Genomic DNA, 14,960 nt, shown 5'->3' with positions numbered 1-14,960 from the left:
GACTATCTGGTTTGCTCACATATCGGGGCTAAAAACTGGAACAGCTCGCGCGAAGACCAGCGCTGTTGGTCATACGCACGGACGGCGATAACAGGCATCAAGGCATTGCAGATCACAACTTCATCGGCGGACAGCAGCGCCTCTTCCTTCGCGTTTACTTCGACAACGCGAAAGCCTGCATGTGCCAGCTGTTGCAAACAAAACTGGCGCATGATGCCGTTAACGCCAGCCTGCGCCAGCGAAGGCGTAAAGACGTCGCGCCCCTTACGCCAGAATAAATTAGCCGCACAGCATTCCGTAATGAACCCTTCACTGTCAAGGACTAGCGCCTCATCGGCGTCCGTCTGTTCAAGATGAGTACGAATAAGCACTTGTTCCAGGCGATTAAGATGTTTTAGTCCGGCAAGCATCGGGTTTCGCCCCAGCCGCACCGGGCTCAGCGTCAACGTCACGCCCTCTTCACGCCAGCGCGCATAGTGAGCAGGATAAGCTGAAACAGAGAGAATACGTGTTGGATGCTGACAGGCGGCACCGCTGTACCCCCGCCCACCGCTGCCTCGGCTAATGATAACTTTTAAGACACCGCTGGTTTTACCTGACGCCAGCTGACGCATCTCATGTTCAAGAATTTCCCACTGCGTAAAAGGGATCAGTAACGTCTGGCAGGCGTCTTGTAAACGGCGGAGGTGTGCATCAAGCAAGCACACGTCGCCTTCCAGAATACGCGCAGTCGTAAAGCAGCCATCGCCAAACTGCGTCGCCCTGTCGCTTGCCGGCAGCGTGTCTTGCTCAAGGCCATTAATTAAAAACATGGTGGCTCCTTATGCGTGGGCGTTTCGTCTGGCAGGATGCCATGCAACCGACAAGAAGATTAGGCTTAATAAAAAAGGCCCGGCAAGCGGACCTTTTTTTATAGCTTTCGGGCCGTCAGGCTCAGACCTTTTTGAAGATCAGAGAACCATTCGTGCCGCCAAAGCCGAAGGAGTTACACAGGGTGTACTCCATACCGCTAACCTGGCGCGCTTCATGAGGAACGAAGTCCAGATCGCAACCTTCATCCGGGTTATCCAGGTTGATGGTTGGCGGAACAGCCTGATCGCGCAGCGCAAGGATAGAGTAGATGGACTCTACTGCACCCGCAGCACCCAGCAGGTGACCGGTCATAGATTTCGTGGAGCTAACCAGTACGCGGCTGGCAGACTCGCCGAAGATAGACTTCACAGCCTGCGCTTCAGCTTTGTCGCCTGCTGGCGTAGAGGTACCGTGAGCGTTAACGTAGCCAATCTGCGCTGGGGTAATACCCGCATCACGGATCGCGTTTTCCATCGCCAGCGCAGCACCCGCACCGTTCTCCGGAGGAGAGGTCATGTGATAAGCATCGCTGCTCATACCAAAACCAACGACTTCAGCATAAATTTTCGCACCGCGTTTTTTCGCATGTTCGTACTCTTCCAGCACGAGCATACCTGCGCCGTCACCCAACACGAAACCATCGCGGTCTTTATCCCACGGACGGCTCGCCGCCTGAGGATTATCGTTACGGGTAGAAAGCGCACGCGCTGCACCAAAGCCACCAACACCCAATGGGGTACTGGCTTTTTCAGCACCGCCCGCAACCATAGCATCTGCATCGCCGTACGCAATGATACGCGCGGCCTGGCCGATGTTATGCACGCCAGACGTACACGCGGTAGCGATAGAAATGCTTGGCCCACGCAGGCCGAACATAATGGTCAGGTGACCTGCCACCATGTTAACAATCGTGGACGGAACGAAGAACGGGCTGATCTTACGCGGTCCGCCATTCATCAGCGATGTATGGTTTTCCTCGATCAGGCCAAGACCGCCAATCCCGGAGCCGATAGCAGCGCCGATACGGGTTGCGTTCTCTTCCGTAATCTCAAGGCCAGAATCCTGCATGGCCTGAACGCCAGCGACAATTCCATATTGAATGAAGGCATCCATCTTGCGCTGTTCTTTGCGCGAGATGATCTCTTCACAGTTAAAATCCTTTACTAAGCCAGCAAATTTCGTTGCATAGGCGCTAGTATCGAAATGGTCGATTAGGCTGATGCCGCTCTGACCGGCAAGGAGAGCTTTCCAGGTGGACTCTACGGTATTGCCGACAGGAGACAACATGCCAAGTCCGGTCACAACTACACGACGCTTAGACACGTTTGTCCTCCAGGGAGGGATAAAAAAAGAGATTCGTGGGACTAAAAAAGATAAAACTCAGGCGGTCGAATGACCGCCTGGAGATGTTCACTTACGCCTGGTGGCCGTTGATGTAATCAATGGCAGCCTGAACGGTGGTGATTTTCTCAGCTTCTTCGTCCGGAATCTCAGTATCAAACTCTTCTTCCAGAGCCATTACCAGCTCAACGGTGTCAAGAGAATCTGCGCCCAGGTCTTCAACGAAGGAAGCGGAGTTCACAACTTCTTCCTGCTTAACGCCCAGCTGTTCGCCGATAATTTTCTTAACGCGTTCTTCGATAGTGCTCATACTCTTAAATTTCCTATCAAAACTCGCTTTCGCGATGGTTTTCGTAGTGTATAAAATGTTGAAAAATTTGCAACTAAATCCCGGCAGGTCTTACCACGATTTTACGTTATTTTGAGGCCATTTGCCCTAATAACGCAAATATTTTCGATCGTGATTAAACCATGTACATCCCGCCGTTGACGTGGAGGGTCTCACCAGTGATGTAACCCGCTTCGTCAGAGGCTAAAAATGCAACCGCACTGGCGATTTCTTTAGGGTCGCCAAGACGACCCGCCGGAACTGCCGCCAGTGTACCCGCACGCTGCTCATCGGTCAGCGCACGCGTCATGTCCGTTTCAATAAAGCCCGGAGCAACAACGTTTACAGTAATCCCGCGGGACGCGACTTCACGCGCCAGCGATTTACTGAAACCGATCAGACCTGCTTTCGCCGCAGCGTAGTTAGCCTGACCAGCATTTCCCATGGTACCAACCACAGAACCAACAGTGATAATACGACCATGACGCTTTTTCATCATAGCGCGCATTACCGCTTTTGACAGACGGAATACAGATGACAGGTTGGTTTCGATAATATCGTTCCACTCGTCATCTTTCATTCGCATCAGAAGGTTGTCGCGAGTGATCCCGGCATTATTGACCAGAATATCCACTTCACCAAACTCTGCGCGAATATTTTCCAGAACAGATTCGATAGATGCTGGTTCGGTCACATTCAGTACCAGACCTTTACCGTTCGCACCCAGATACTCGCTGATGGCCTGCGCGCCATTCTCGCTGGTTGCTGTACCAATCACCTTCGCGCCGCGCGCAACCAGTGTTTCAGCAATTGCACGCCCGATACCGCGGCTTGCGCCAGTCACCAGGGCGATTTTTCCTTCAAAACTCATGGTATTCCTCTTTTATTGCGAGAGTGCCGCTGACATCGCTTCCGGCTCGTTAATCGCCGAGGCTGTCAGGGTGTCAACAATACGTTTCGTCAGACCGGTGAGGACTTTCCCTGGGCCGACTTCATACAGATGCTCAACGCCCTGAGCGGCCATAAACTCAACGGTTTTGGTCCACTGTACCGGGCTGTAGAGCTGGCGAACCAGTGCGTCGCGGATAGCTTCCGGCGCGGTTTCGCATTTCACATCGACGTTGTTCACAACGGCAATCGTCGGTGCGTTAAACGTAATTTTTTCCAGCTCAACCGCCAGTTTCTCGGCGGCTGGCTTCATTAACGCACAGTGGGACGGCACGCTGACCGGCAGCGGCAGCGCGCGTTTCGCGCCAGCAGCTTTACAGGCAGCACCGGCACGCTCAACCGCTTCTTTATGACCAGCGATAACCACCTGGCCCGGCGAATTGAAGTTAACCGGTGAAACCACCTGCCCTTCAGCAGATTCTTCACACGCTTTTGCAATCGCAGCATCATCCAGACCGATGATAGCAGACATGCCACCTGTGCCTTCCGGCACCGCTTCCTGCATGAATTTACCGCGCAGTTCCACCAGACGTACGGCGTCAGCAAACGCGATCACACCGGCACAGACCAGCGCTGAGTATTCACCCAGACTATGGCCCGCGAGCAGCGCTGGCGCTTTACCGCCCTGCTGCTGCCAGACACGCCACAGCGCAACGGACGCTGTCAGCAGCGCTGGCTGTGTCTGCCAGGTTTTGTTCAGTTCTTCGGCCGGACCCTGCTGGGTCAGCGCCCATAAATCATAACCCAGTGCATCAGAAGCTTCACGGAAAGTCTCTTCAATGACCGGATAGTGTGCTGCCATTTCAGACAACATCCCAACGGTTTGAGAGCCCTGACCCGGGAACACAAAAGCAAATTGCGTCATTTTTTAACCCTTATTCTAGAAACGAACCAGCGCGGAACCCCAGGTGAACCCGCCACCGAAGGCTTCAAGCAAGACCAGCTGGCCCCGTTTGATTCGCCCGTCGCGTACCGCTTCATCAAATGCGCACGGTACTGACGCCGCAGAGGTGTTGCCGTGGCGATCCAGCGTCACCACAACGTTATCCATCGACATGCCCAGCTTTTTCGCGGTCGCGCTGATGATACGCAGGTTCGCCTGATGCGGCACCAGCCAGTCGAGCGCGGAGCGCTCAAGGTTATTCGCTTCCAGCGTTTCATCAACAATGTGCGCAAGCTCAGTCACCGCCACCTTGAACACCTCGTTCCCTGCCATGGTCAGGTAAATCGAGTTGTCCGGATTAACGCGATCGGCGTTAGGCAGGGTCAAAAGCTCACCGTAGCTGCCATCAGCATGCAGATGCGTAGAGATGATACCCGGCTCTTCGGACTGCCCCAGCAGCACCGCGCCCGCACCATCACCAAAAATAATGATCGTTCCGCGATCGGTTGGATCGCAGGTACGCGCCAGCACGTCAGCACCGATCACCAGCGCATATTTGACGACTCCGGACTTCACGTACTGATCGGCAACGCTCAGCGCATAGGTAAAACCTGCGCACGCAGCGGCAACGTCAAACGCCGGGCAACCTTTAATGCCGAGCATATTCTGCACCTGGCATGCCGCGCTTGGGAAAGCATGTGTAGCAGACGTCGTGGCCACCACGATCAAACCGATCTGTTCTTTATCAATGCCCGCCATCTCGATAGCACGCTGTGCGGCTTCGTAACCCATGGTGGACACGGTTTCGTCTGGCGCGGCGATACGACGTTCACGGATACCTGTGCGCGTGACAATCCACTCGTCAGACGTATCTACCATTTTTTCCAGATCGGCGTTGGTACGCACTTGTTTTGGCAGGTAGCTGCCGGTACCTAAAATCTTCGTATACATGTACGCTCAGTCACTTTTAGCTAATACAGATTCCAGGCGAGCGGCAATCCGCTGAGGGACTTGTCGCTGCACCGCCTGCACTGCCTGTTCAATGGCGACAGAAAATGCTCGCTGATTGGCGGCGCCATGACTCTTAATCACGATGCCACGCAATCCTAACAGACAGGCGCCATTATACTGGTCGGGGTTGAGGTGACTGAATCGCCGCGTCAGGCTCTTTTGTAACCAACGCTTCAATAAAATCAGCCACCAGGCGCTTTTTTTGCCCTCTCCCTGTGATTTCAGCAGAGAAAGAAACATCCGCACGACCCCTTCCATGGTCTTCAACGTTACGTTTCCGGTGAAGCCATCGCAGACCAGAACATCCGTTTTACCCGTCAACAACTCATTGGCTTCGAGATAACCAATATAGTTGATGGAGGGAACCTGTTTGAGCAATTCAGCTGCTTCGCGAATGCTGTCCAGGCCTTTGGTCTCTTCTTCACCAATGTTCAGTAACGCAACACGGGGAGTATTGATCCCGACCACTTCTTCTGCCAGCACCGATCCCATTACGGCAAACTGAGCCAGCATTGTACTATCACAATCGACGTTCGCGCCCAAATCAAGCACCACCGTCTTGCCCTTCTGCTGATGCGGCAACACCGTCACCAGCGCCGGGCGCTCAATACCGTCAATCGGTTTGAGCAACAATTTCGCCAGTCCCATCAGCGCGCCGGTATTACCCGCGCTGACGCAAGCCTGGGCTCGTCCTTCTTTCACCAGCTCCAGCGCTATCCGCATCGAGCTGCCGCGGCTGTTGCGAATCGCCTGCGAGGGTCGGGCATCACTGGCAATAACTGACTGCGCAGGAATAATCTGCAGACGTGAACGTTGTTCAAAGTCAGCTTTTGCAAGTAATGGCGTGATTGCGTCGGGATTGCCGACTAAAAGAAGAGTGAGTTGCGAATTAGAATTCAGTGCCTGCAATGCTGCAGGCACTGTCACGGAAGGGCCAAAATCTCCCCCCATGACATCTAACGCCAGGGTTAGACGTGTCAAGGTATCGTCGCAGCCTGGTTCGGTAAGTTCCCCGTTTGCACGGGGAGCTCCTCACTAAGCCTAATCACGCTGACGCGTGATTACTTAGTGATAACCTTGCGGCCGCGGTAGAAACCGTCAGCGGTGATGTGGTGACGCAGGTGTTTCTCACCAGAAGTCTTGTCTACAGACAGGCTGGTAACTGCAGTCAGCGCGTCATGGGAACGACGCATGCCACGTTTGGAACGGGTTGGTTTATTCTGTTGTACGGCCATGGACCTTACTCCTCAATTACTTACGCTTTAAGCTGGCTAATACGGCAAATGGGTTTGGTTTTTGCGCTTCATCAGGCAGTTCCCCAAAGACCATGTCCGCCTCGGACACTTCACAGTGTTCAGAATCATGCACCGGAACGACTGGCAAGGAGAGGATGATTTCATCTTCAACCAGAGCCAGAAGATCGATTTCACCGAATTCGTTAACCTCAATCGGCTCATACGCTTCCGGGAGTGCTTCAGCCTGTTCGTCAGAACGAACCGGACTGAAACAATACGTTGTGTGAACATGCTGTACAAACGGTTTCCCGCAACGCTGACACTCGAGCGTTACCGTCACCTTTGCATCACCGGTTAACACGGCGAGGCGCTGGTTGTCGATAGCGAACGACATGGAGCATTCTACATCACTGTCCACACTGACTACGGATTCGGCAATACGCTCAGCCTGATCGGAAGTATAGATACCTTCGTAATCGAGGCGTTTTTGAGCCGTACGTACCGGATCAAGAGTCAGGGGTAATTTTACCTTTTGCATAGGGCGCGCATATTAACTTTGTAACGTCATAGAGTCAAAGAAAAAGGCAACCAGAGCTGCCTTTTGCCAATTATTCGCACACATTGCGGCCTGTAGTTTAAAATGGCTGGCATCGATACGCTATATCTGGTGATAAAAATATGCCAAATCTCGTCCTTGCTTCCACGTCTCCCTACCGCCGAATGCTGCTGGAAAAGCTCGGGATCCCGTTTGAATGCGCTGCACCAGACGTGGATGAGACGCCACTGCCGGGCGAGTCACCGCGCCATCTGGTGACGCGTCTTGCTAAGGAGAAGGCGCAGTCGCTGGCCGCACGCTATCCTTCGCATTTGATTATAGGCTCGGATCAGGTTTGCGTACTGGACGGCGAAATCACCGGCAAGCCGCATACAGAGGAAAATGCCTGCCAGCAGCTTCTGCGCGCGCGCGGTACTATCGTGACCTTCTATACGGGCCTCGCCCTCTATAACGCCGCGTCAGGCCATCTGCAAACCGAGTGCGAGCCGTTCGACGTACACTTCCGTCATCTCAGCGAGCAAGAGATTATGGATTATGTGCGTCGTGAGCGTCCGCTGAACTGCGCGGGGAGCTTTAAAAGTGAGGGGCTGGGGATTGCGCTGTTCGACAAGCTGGACGGTCGGGATCCGAACACCCTGGTGGGGTTACCGCTGATTGCCTTGTGTCAGATGTTACGGCGAGAAGAGTGTAATCCGCTGACGATGTGACCTTCGCCGGGTGGCGCTGCGCTTACACGGCCTACAAAACCGTAGGCCCGTGCAAGCGCAGCGCCGCCGGGCAAAATCAGCCGCGCAGAACCTTCAGGCAGCGTTTCAACTGCTCATCCAGCGGCGCTTCAATACGGATGACTTCACCGGTATTTGGGTGGGTAAATTTCAGCGCTGCCGCATGCAGGAACAGACGCGATAGCCCAGTCCCCGTCAGCTGCTTATCAAACTCGCGGTCGCCATAGCGGTCATCAAACGCGATGGGGTGCCCTGCAAACTGCGTATGTACGCGGATCTGGTGGGTACGACCGGTCACCGGACTGCAGCGCACCAGCGTGGCAAACTCATAGCGCTCTTCAACCTTAAACCGCGTCTCAGACGGTTTCCCTTCCTGGCTGACGCGGACAATACGCTCGCCGCTTTGCAGAATGTTCTTCAGCAGCGGCGCCTGCACCACTTTTACATGGGACTGCCATTGGCCGCGCACCAGCGCCAGGTAGTCTTTCTGCATCCCTTTTTCACGCAGCTGTTCATGCAGGGAACGCAGCGCAGAACGTTTTTTCGCTACCAGCAGCACGCCAGAGGTGTCACGGTCAAGACGGTGCACCAGTTCAAGGAAACGCGCTTCCGGGCGCAGGGCGCGGAGCCCTTCAATCACACCGAAGCTCAGGCCGCTACCGCCATGGACTGCCGTTCCTGACGGTTTATTCAGCACCAGAATGTGGTCATCTTCGTAAAGGATGACATCGCTCAGGGCCGCCACTTTCTGTAGCTTCGGTGAAACGGTCTCTTCTTCACGCTCTGCCACGCGCACCGGCGGAATACGCACTTCATCGCCCGCCTCGAGTTTGTACTCGGGCTTCACGCGTTTTTTGTTCACCCGCACTTCGCCCTTACGCAGGATGCGGTAAATCATGCTCTTTGGCACCCCTTTCAACTGGGTGCGCAAGAAGTTATCGATACGTTGCCCCGCTTCATCTTCGGCGATGGCAACCATTTTTACGGCTGGAGTCTCTGTTTTCATGGTTGGCGATTCTAAATATCGTCAGCCATTAGCGCCACTCATTTTTCTATGCTTATATTTACTTTTATCCGGCCTGCGCCCCGTTTCACGCAATCGATTTGGTGGTTATTAAACCAATCACCACCTTGAGGTGAAGAAACTGTGAGTAACCGGGTGATAATTGGTAAAAGTCATCTTGCTATAACCCGGCGAGCAGTGGAATAATGAGGTCGTTTTCCGCGTTAAATCCGGGTTTTGTAAGGATGTCGACGGAATGACCAATTTTGTCTGACCGATCATCCACGCAGCAATGGCGTAAGACGTATTGATCTTTCAGGCAGTTAGCGGGCTGCGGGTTGCAGTACTTCCCGGTATAAGGATTGTTCTCTGGAGAGTTCTACCCAGGCAATTCCCCTGATAATTGCGCTGTGTTTCCGTATGAAACACAGGCAACCGACACTCTGCGCCTCTTAAGCGAGCGACAACCGTGAGGTTGGCGACGTGAACAGACACGAGGCCATCGGTTCATACCCCGGAAAGCGTCACCTTGCCCGCAGCTTTGTCGTCAATGTAAGAATAACGAGTAAGTTACGATGAAAAGAATGTTAATCAACGCAACTCAGCAAGAAGAGTTGCGTGTCGCCCTTGTGGATGGGCAGCGCCTGTACGATCTGGATATCGAAAGTCCTGGACACGAACAGAAAAAAGCGAACATTTACAAAGGCAAAATCACCCGCATTGAACCAAGCCTTGAAGCTGCATTTGTCGATTACGGTGCTGAGCGTCATGGTTTCCTCCCTCTGAAAGAAATCGCCCGCGAATATTTCCCTGCAAACTACAACGCCCATGGCCGCCCAAACATCAAAGATGTTCTGCGTGAAGGTCAGGAAGTTATCGTTCAGATTGATAAAGAAGAGCGTGGCAACAAAGGTGCCGCACTGACAACCTTTATCAGCCTGGCGGGGAGCTATCTGGTGCTGATGCCAAACAACCCGCGTGCGGGTGGTATCTCTCGCCGTATCGAAGGTGATGACCGTACCGAGCTGAAAGAAGCACTGGCAAGCCTTGAACTGCCTGACGGCATGGGGCTTATCGTGCGTACCGCAGGCGTCGGGAAATCCGCCGAAGCGCTGCAGTGGGACCTCAGCTTCCGTCTGAAGCACTGGGAAGCCATCCAGAAAGCAGCGGAAAGCCGCCCTGCTCCGTTCCTGATCCACCAGGAAAGCAACGTGATCGTGCGTGCCTTCCGTGACTACCTGCGTCAGGACATCGGTGAGATTCTGATCGATAACCCGAAAGTGCTTGAGCTGGCACGCCAGCACATCGCCGCGCTGGGCCGTCCGGATTTCACCAGCAAAATTAAGCTGTATACCGGTGAAATCCCGCTGTTCAGCCACTATCAGATCGAATCCCAGATTGAGTCCGCCTTCCAGCGTGAAGTGCGTCTGCCATCCGGCGGTTCTATCGTTATCGATACCACTGAAGCGCTGACCGCTATCGACATCAACTCCGCGCGTGCAACCCGCGGCGGCGACATCGAAGAGACCGCTTTCAACACCAACCTTGAAGCCGCTGATGAAATCGCCCGCCAGCTCCGCCTGCGCGACCTGGGTGGTCTGATTGTTATCGACTTCATCGACATGACCCCTGTTCGTCACCAGCGTGCGGTAGAAAACCGTCTGCGCGAAGCGGTGCGTCAGGATCGTGCGCGTATTCAGATTAGCCATATCTCACGCTTTGGCCTGCTGGAGATGTCCCGTCAGCGTCTGAGCCCATCGCTGGGTGAGTCCAGCCATCACGTCTGCCCACGCTGCTCCGGCACCGGCACCGTGCGTGATAACGAGTCGCTGTCCCTCTCTATCCTGCGTCTGATTGAAGAAGAAGCGCTGAAAGAGAATACCAAAGAGGTTCACGCGATTGTGCCTGTGCCAATTGCGTCCTACCTGTTGAACGAAAAACGTGCTGCGGTCAGTGCCATTGAAGCACGTCAGGGTGGTGTTCGCTGCATCATCGTGCCAAACGATCAGATGGAAACCCCGCACTACCACGTGCTGCGTGTCCGTAAAGGCGAAGAGACGTCAACGCTCAGCTACCTGCTGCCGAAGCTGCACGAAGAAGAGATGGCCCTGCCATCTGATGACGAGCCAGCAGAGCGTAAGCTGCCAGAGCAGCCTGCGTTAGCGACCTTCATCATGCCAGAAGCCCCACCGGAAGCCGCCCTGGAAAAACCAGCGGCCAAACCTGCGGCGCAGAAACCAGAAGCGACGGCAGCGAAAGCACAGCCAGCGCAGCCGGGTCTGCTGAGCCGCTTCTTCGGCGCGCTGAAGAAGATGTTTGCCGGTGAGGAAGTTCAGCCAGAGCAGCCGAAAGAAGAGCCAAAAGCGGCCAAGCCTGAACGTCAGCAGGACCGCCGTAAGCGTCAGAACAACCGCCGCGACCGTAATGACCGTAGCGATCGTAATGAGCGCAACGAGCGTCGTGACAACCGTGACAACCGCTCTGACAATAACGAAGGCCGTGAGCAACGCGAAGACAACCGTCGCAACCGTCGCGAGAAACAGCAGCAGAATGTTGAAGATCGTGAAATTCGCCAGCAGGCGGGCGATGAGTCTGAGAAGAGCAAACAGCGTGACGACCAGCAGCCGCGCCGTGAACGCAACCGTCGTCGTAACGACGAGAAGCGTCAGGCACAGCAGGAAGTCAAAAACCTGAACCGCGAAGAGCCTGTTGAGCAGCAGGACGGCGAGCAGGAAGAACGTACTCAGGTCATGCCGCGCCGTAAGCAGCGCCAGCTTGCTCAGAAAGTCCGCTTCGCCTCTGAAGCAACCGAAGAGACAGCAAACGTTGCGGTTGAAACTCGCGAGAGCGCAACCGGTACGCAGCTGGCAAAAGTTGACCTGCCAGCGGTCGTTGATAACAACATTGAGCAGGATGAAAACGGTGAAAACCGTGATAACGCCGGTATGCCGCGCCGTTCACGTCGTTCCCCACGTCATCTGCGCGTCAGCGGTCAGCGCCGTCGTCGCTATCGTGACGAGCGGTACCCGACTCAGTCTCCAATGCCGCTGACCGTTGCCTGTGCTTCACCAGAAATGGCTTCCGGCAAAGTCTGGATCCGCTACCCTGTTGCTCGCCCGGAGCAGGTTGTTGAAGAACAGCCGGTAACGGAAGAGGTCATTGCACCTGTAGCAGCGGTAGAAGAGGTCGTGACTGAAACGGCAACCGTGGTTGAACCTCAGGTTGTTGAAACTGAAGCACCTCAGGCCGCGGACGTCGAAACCACGCATCCGGAAGTGATTGCCGCGCCGGTTGATGCCGCACCGCAGCTTATTGCTGAAGAAGATGTCGTGGTGGCTGAGGAAATTGCTGAAGAGGCTGAACCTGTAGCCGCGGTAGAAGAAGCCGCTGAAACCCTCGTCGAAACCACCGCTGAAGAGGTCGTTCAGGATGTTGAGATTCAGGTTGAACCGGTTGTTGAAGAGCCGAAAGCGCCAGAAGTGAAGCCTGAGCCGGTTGTTTCTGCGCCAGCCGCTGCCCACGTGGCGACTGCACCGATGACCCGCGCCCCGGCGCCGGATTACGTGCCTGAAGCGCCGCGTCACAGCGACTGGGTTCGCCCGGCCTTCAGCTTCGAAGGTAAAGGCGCAGCCGGTGGTCACAGTGCAACGCATCAGGCGACTGCACCGGCAACGCGTCCACAGTCTGTCGAATAACGACAAACGACACTGAAGTAAAAAGCCGACCCTTGGGTCGGCTTTTTTATGGTTGCTGAACAGGCTTTCTCATCCCGGTCACCTCCGGCATGACCTGCCGCATCAACTCCAGAAATCGCCGCAAGCGTGCCGGATAATAACGGGACCAGGGATAGACCAGATGTACCGGTAGCGCCGCGGGCTGCCACTCGGGCAGCAAATGCACCAGCCGCCCTTCCCGAATATCGTCCTGTACCGTCCAGCTGGATACCACGGCCACGCCAAGGCCGGTAAGTGCCGTATTGCGTGCGACATACAGGCTGTCGGTGCTGAGCCGTGGCGTAATAGCAATCCGCGCGGTGGCGGACGTGGCATCGTGAAAAAGCTCCACGTGGCGCTGGTAGAAAGAGCTGATGGCTATCCAGGGAAACTGCTGCAAATCCTCCGGCGTATTCACCGCCGGGAAGCGGGCCAGCAGTGCCGGAGAAGCCACCACCGAGCGCGGCACCTCCGCCAGCAGTACGGATACGGTTGCCGGATCGACCTCCACGCCCACCCGAATAGCACAGTCAAGGTTGTCGCCGAGGAAATCCGCCGACCGATCGTTGAGCATCCACTCAATCGAAAGCTGCGGATAGCGTTGCAAAAATTCGGTTACGGGTTTCAGAAGCTGATCCTGACCAAACGCGTGCGGCGCCCGCACCCGCAGCACGCCTACCGGCTCATCTTCCGTCTGCCCTACCTCATCCTCCAGCGCCAGCCAGCTGTCAATCACCCGACGGGCGTGCTGATAGCAGCGCTCGCCGTCATCCGTTAGCCGCGTCGTGTGGGTGGTGCGCAACAACAGGCGCACGCCCAGCATGGTTTCAAGCGACTGCAACCGTCGGCTTACCGTGGCCTGGGTTGTTGCCAGCTGTCGCGCCGCCGCTGAGAGCGAACCCGCCTCGACAATGCGGACAAACGTCCGCATTAGCTCTACCCTGTCTATACGCTCAACTCTTTTCATCGCATTTTCATTTATACGTTCAACGTATAAGCGTTTTACCACCGGGCCCGCTACCGTCGCAAGGCGTACTGATAAAAAATAGCCTCACACGATGAATGAGGAACAAATTATGAACACAACAACGACTTCCCATGCTGTAAGCCGCTGGGTGATCTTTATGCTGGCTCTGGGGGCTGGCTTCAGCGTGGCATCAATCTATTACGCGCAGCCCCTGCTGCCGCTGATGGGTGCCGACCTGCATTTGAGTATTGAAGGTATGGGCCTGGTGCCAACATTAACGCAGGCAGGCTACGCGCTTGGCATCCTGTTCCTGCTTCCTCTGGGCGATCGCCACGACCGCAGGACGTTAATTTTGATCAAAAGCGCGGCGCTGGCGCTGTTTCTTCTCGGCTGTAGCCTGACCGGGCAGATCCATTCCCTGCTGCTGGCAAGCCTGCTTATCGGCATGGCCGCCACCATGGCACAGGATATCGTCCCTGCCGCGGCCATCCTTGCGCCGGAAGGTAAACAGGGGAAAACCGTGGGCACGGTAATGACCGGGCTGCTGATGGGTATCTTATTATCAAGAACCGTGAGCGGCGTGGTGGGCGAAGCGTTTGGCTGGCGCGTCATGTACCAGCTGGCAGCGGCGAGCATTGCGTTCATCGGGGTAATGATGTGGTTTGTACTTCCCCGTTTTGCCATTCACTCCACGCTGAGCTACCCCGCGCTGATGCGCTCGATGGAACACCTGTGGCGTCGCTACCCGGCGCTGCGCCGCGCGGCGCTGGCTCAGGGTTTCCTGTCGATTGCCTTTAGCGCCTTCTGGTCAACGCTTGCGGTCATGCTGCTGGAACGCTATCACCTGGGTAGTGCCGTCGCAGGTGGTTTTGGTATTGCCGGTGCCGCGGGTGCGTTAGCTGCCCCACTGGCGGGGGGGCTGGCGGACAAACTGGGGGCAGGAAAAGTCACGCAGCTTGGTGCCGTTCTTGTGACCGTCTCTTTCGCCCTGATGTTCCTGATGCCCGCGCTGGGCGTTCATGGGCAGCTGATGCTGATCGCCATCTCTGCCGTCGGGTTCGACCTGGGCCTGCAGTCCAGCCTGGTCGCCCATCAGAACCTGGTGTACAGCCTTGAACCGCAGGCGCGTGGTCGTCTCAACGCCCTGCTCTTTACGGTCGTCTTTATCGGGATGGCGCTGGGGTCCGCGTTAGGCAGCAATATCTACTCGCTGGCTGGCTGGACGGGTGTGGTCGCACTGGCCACCGTCTGTGGCGTCATTGCGCTGGTCATCCGTCTGATAGAAAGCGCGCGTGTCGCCTCAGTAACGGTAGAAGTCGCATAAAAAAAATGCCCAATCCAGACGGATTGGGCAGCAAAACATGCACAGTTTCAAGACATGTTCTAAGAGGTCAAGAT

General features: G+C 55.5%; 14 protein-coding genes. 3 read left to right on the top strand and 11 right to left on the bottom strand.

Annotated elements, in window-relative coordinates:
- Positions 1 to 2 precede the first annotated feature (2 nt).
- The 9 genes from pabC to yceD form a co-directional block, all read right to left on the bottom strand.
- Positions 3 to 812, bottom strand: a complete 810-nt coding sequence (pabC, locus tag N6P30_RS17665) for an aminodeoxychorismate lyase (RefSeq protein ID WP_023292783.1) — start codon at positions 810 to 812, stop codon at positions 3 to 5.
- A 121-nt stretch (positions 813 to 933) separates the two neighbouring features.
- Complete coding sequence (gene fabF, locus N6P30_RS17660) at positions 934 to 2,175, bottom strand: beta-ketoacyl-ACP synthase II (RefSeq protein WP_008500794.1); 1,242 nt, start codon at positions 2,173 to 2,175, stop codon at positions 934 to 936.
- Between the two features lie 91 nt (positions 2,176 to 2,266).
- A complete protein-coding gene (gene acpP / locus N6P30_RS17655) occupies positions 2,267 to 2,503 on the bottom strand; it encodes an acyl carrier protein (RefSeq protein WP_003857954.1) in 237 nt (78 codons plus the stop codon).
- Positions 2,504 to 2,657: 154 nt separating this feature from the next.
- Entirely contained in the window at positions 2,658 to 3,392 is a 735-nt protein-coding gene (gene fabG, locus N6P30_RS17650) for a 3-oxoacyl-ACP reductase FabG (RefSeq protein WP_008500795.1), read from the bottom strand.
- A 12-nt stretch (positions 3,393 to 3,404) separates the two neighbouring features.
- The gene (gene fabD, locus N6P30_RS17645) at positions 3,405 to 4,334 is read right to left on the bottom strand and encodes an ACP S-malonyltransferase (RefSeq protein ID WP_008500796.1); all 930 of its coding nucleotides are present in this window, start codon (positions 4,332 to 4,334) and stop codon (positions 3,405 to 3,407) included.
- Between the two features lie 15 nt (positions 4,335 to 4,349).
- Positions 4,350 to 5,303, bottom strand: a complete 954-nt coding sequence (locus N6P30_RS17640) for a beta-ketoacyl-ACP synthase III (protein WP_023292784.1) — start codon at positions 5,301 to 5,303, stop codon at positions 4,350 to 4,352.
- A gap of 6 nt (positions 5,304 to 5,309) precedes the next feature.
- Positions 5,310 to 6,344 (bottom strand): phosphate acyltransferase PlsX, encoded by a 1,035-nt coding sequence (gene plsX, locus N6P30_RS17635; protein WP_021240758.1) that lies wholly within the window; start codon positions 6,342 to 6,344, stop codon positions 5,310 to 5,312.
- Positions 6,345 to 6,424: 80 nt separating this feature from the next.
- Positions 6,425 to 6,598: a 50S ribosomal protein L32 gene (rpmF, locus tag N6P30_RS17630; protein ID WP_003857964.1), complete on the bottom strand. Its 174-nt coding sequence runs from the start codon at positions 6,596 to 6,598 to the stop codon at positions 6,425 to 6,427.
- Positions 6,599 to 6,614: 16 nt separating this feature from the next.
- A complete protein-coding gene (gene yceD / locus N6P30_RS17625; RefSeq protein ID WP_021240759.1) occupies positions 6,615 to 7,136 on the bottom strand; it encodes a 23S rRNA accumulation protein YceD in 522 nt (173 codons plus the stop codon).
- Between the two features lie 140 nt (positions 7,137 to 7,276).
- Between yceD and N6P30_RS17620 the strand changes: the two genes are divergently transcribed.
- Positions 7,277 to 7,861 carry a Maf family protein gene (locus N6P30_RS17620; protein WP_032676812.1) on the top strand — a complete coding sequence of 195 codons (585 nt, stop codon included), beginning with the start codon at positions 7,277 to 7,279 and terminating at the stop codon, positions 7,859 to 7,861.
- Positions 7,862 to 7,937: 76 nt separating this feature from the next.
- Here the strand turns inward: N6P30_RS17620 and rluC are convergent, their stop codons facing one another.
- A complete protein-coding gene (gene rluC, locus N6P30_RS17615) occupies positions 7,938 to 8,885 on the bottom strand; it encodes a 23S rRNA pseudouridine(955/2504/2580) synthase RluC (RefSeq protein WP_032663822.1) in 948 nt (315 codons plus the stop codon).
- A 572-nt stretch (positions 8,886 to 9,457) separates the two neighbouring features.
- Here rluC and rne point away from each other — a divergent pair.
- Positions 9,458 to 12,577 (top strand): ribonuclease E, encoded by a 3,120-nt coding sequence (gene rne / locus N6P30_RS17610; RefSeq protein WP_023292787.1) that lies wholly within the window; start codon positions 9,458 to 9,460, stop codon positions 12,575 to 12,577.
- Positions 12,578 to 12,623: 46 nt separating this feature from the next.
- Here the strand turns inward: rne and N6P30_RS17605 are convergent, their stop codons facing one another.
- On the bottom strand, positions 12,624 to 13,526 hold the full coding sequence (locus N6P30_RS17605; protein ID WP_072204902.1) for a LysR family transcriptional regulator: 903 nt from the start codon (positions 13,524 to 13,526) through the stop codon (positions 12,624 to 12,626).
- 145 nt (positions 13,527 to 13,671) lie between these two features.
- Between N6P30_RS17605 and N6P30_RS17600 the strand changes: the two genes are divergently transcribed.
- Positions 13,672 to 14,886, top strand: a complete 1,215-nt coding sequence (locus N6P30_RS17600; protein ID WP_023292789.1) for an MFS transporter — start codon at positions 13,672 to 13,674, stop codon at positions 14,884 to 14,886.
- Positions 14,887 to 14,960 lie beyond the last annotated feature (74 nt).

The organism is Enterobacter sp. PL1 (assembly GCF_945957325.1).
In the GTDB taxonomy this organism is placed as follows: Bacteria; Pseudomonadota; Gammaproteobacteria; order Enterobacterales; family Enterobacteriaceae; genus Enterobacter; species Enterobacter roggenkampii.
Note: the sequence above shows the minus strand (reverse complement) of the source record. Positions and strands in the feature narration are given on the sequence as shown.

Coding starts and splice junctions, on each gene's coding strand:
- rne (WP_023292787.1), top strand. CDS start 9,458: ATGAAAAGAATGTTAATCAACGCAACTCAGCAAGAAGAGTTGCGTGTC.
- rluC (WP_032663822.1), bottom strand. CDS start 8,885: ATGAAAACAGAGACTCCAGCCGTAAAAATGGTTGCCATCGCCGAAGAT.
- fabD (WP_008500796.1), bottom strand. CDS start 4,334: ATGACGCAATTTGCTTTTGTGTTCCCGGGTCAGGGCTCTCAAACCGTT.
- acpP (WP_003857954.1), bottom strand. CDS start 2,503: ATGAGCACTATCGAAGAACGCGTTAAGAAAATTATCGGCGAACAGCTG.
- fabG (WP_008500795.1), bottom strand. CDS start 3,392: ATGAGTTTTGAAGGAAAAATCGCCCTGGTGACTGGCGCAAGCCGCGGT.
- yceD (WP_021240759.1), bottom strand. CDS start 7,136: ATGCAAAAGGTAAAATTACCCCTGACTCTTGATCCGGTACGTACGGCT.
- N6P30_RS17600 (WP_023292789.1), top strand. CDS start 13,672: ATGAACACAACAACGACTTCCCATGCTGTAAGCCGCTGGGTGATCTTT.
- N6P30_RS17640 (WP_023292784.1), bottom strand. CDS start 5,303: ATGTATACGAAGATTTTAGGTACCGGCAGCTACCTGCCAAAACAAGTG.
- pabC (WP_023292783.1), bottom strand. CDS start 812: ATGTTTTTAATTAATGGCCTTGAGCAAGACACGCTGCCGGCAAGCGAC.
- N6P30_RS17620 (WP_032676812.1), top strand. CDS start 7,277: ATGCCAAATCTCGTCCTTGCTTCCACGTCTCCCTACCGCCGAATGCTG.
- N6P30_RS17605 (WP_072204902.1), bottom strand. CDS start 13,526: ATGCGGACGTTTGTCCGCATTGTCGAGGCGGGTTCGCTCTCAGCGGCG.
- rpmF (WP_003857964.1), bottom strand. CDS start 6,598: ATGGCCGTACAACAGAATAAACCAACCCGTTCCAAACGTGGCATGCGT.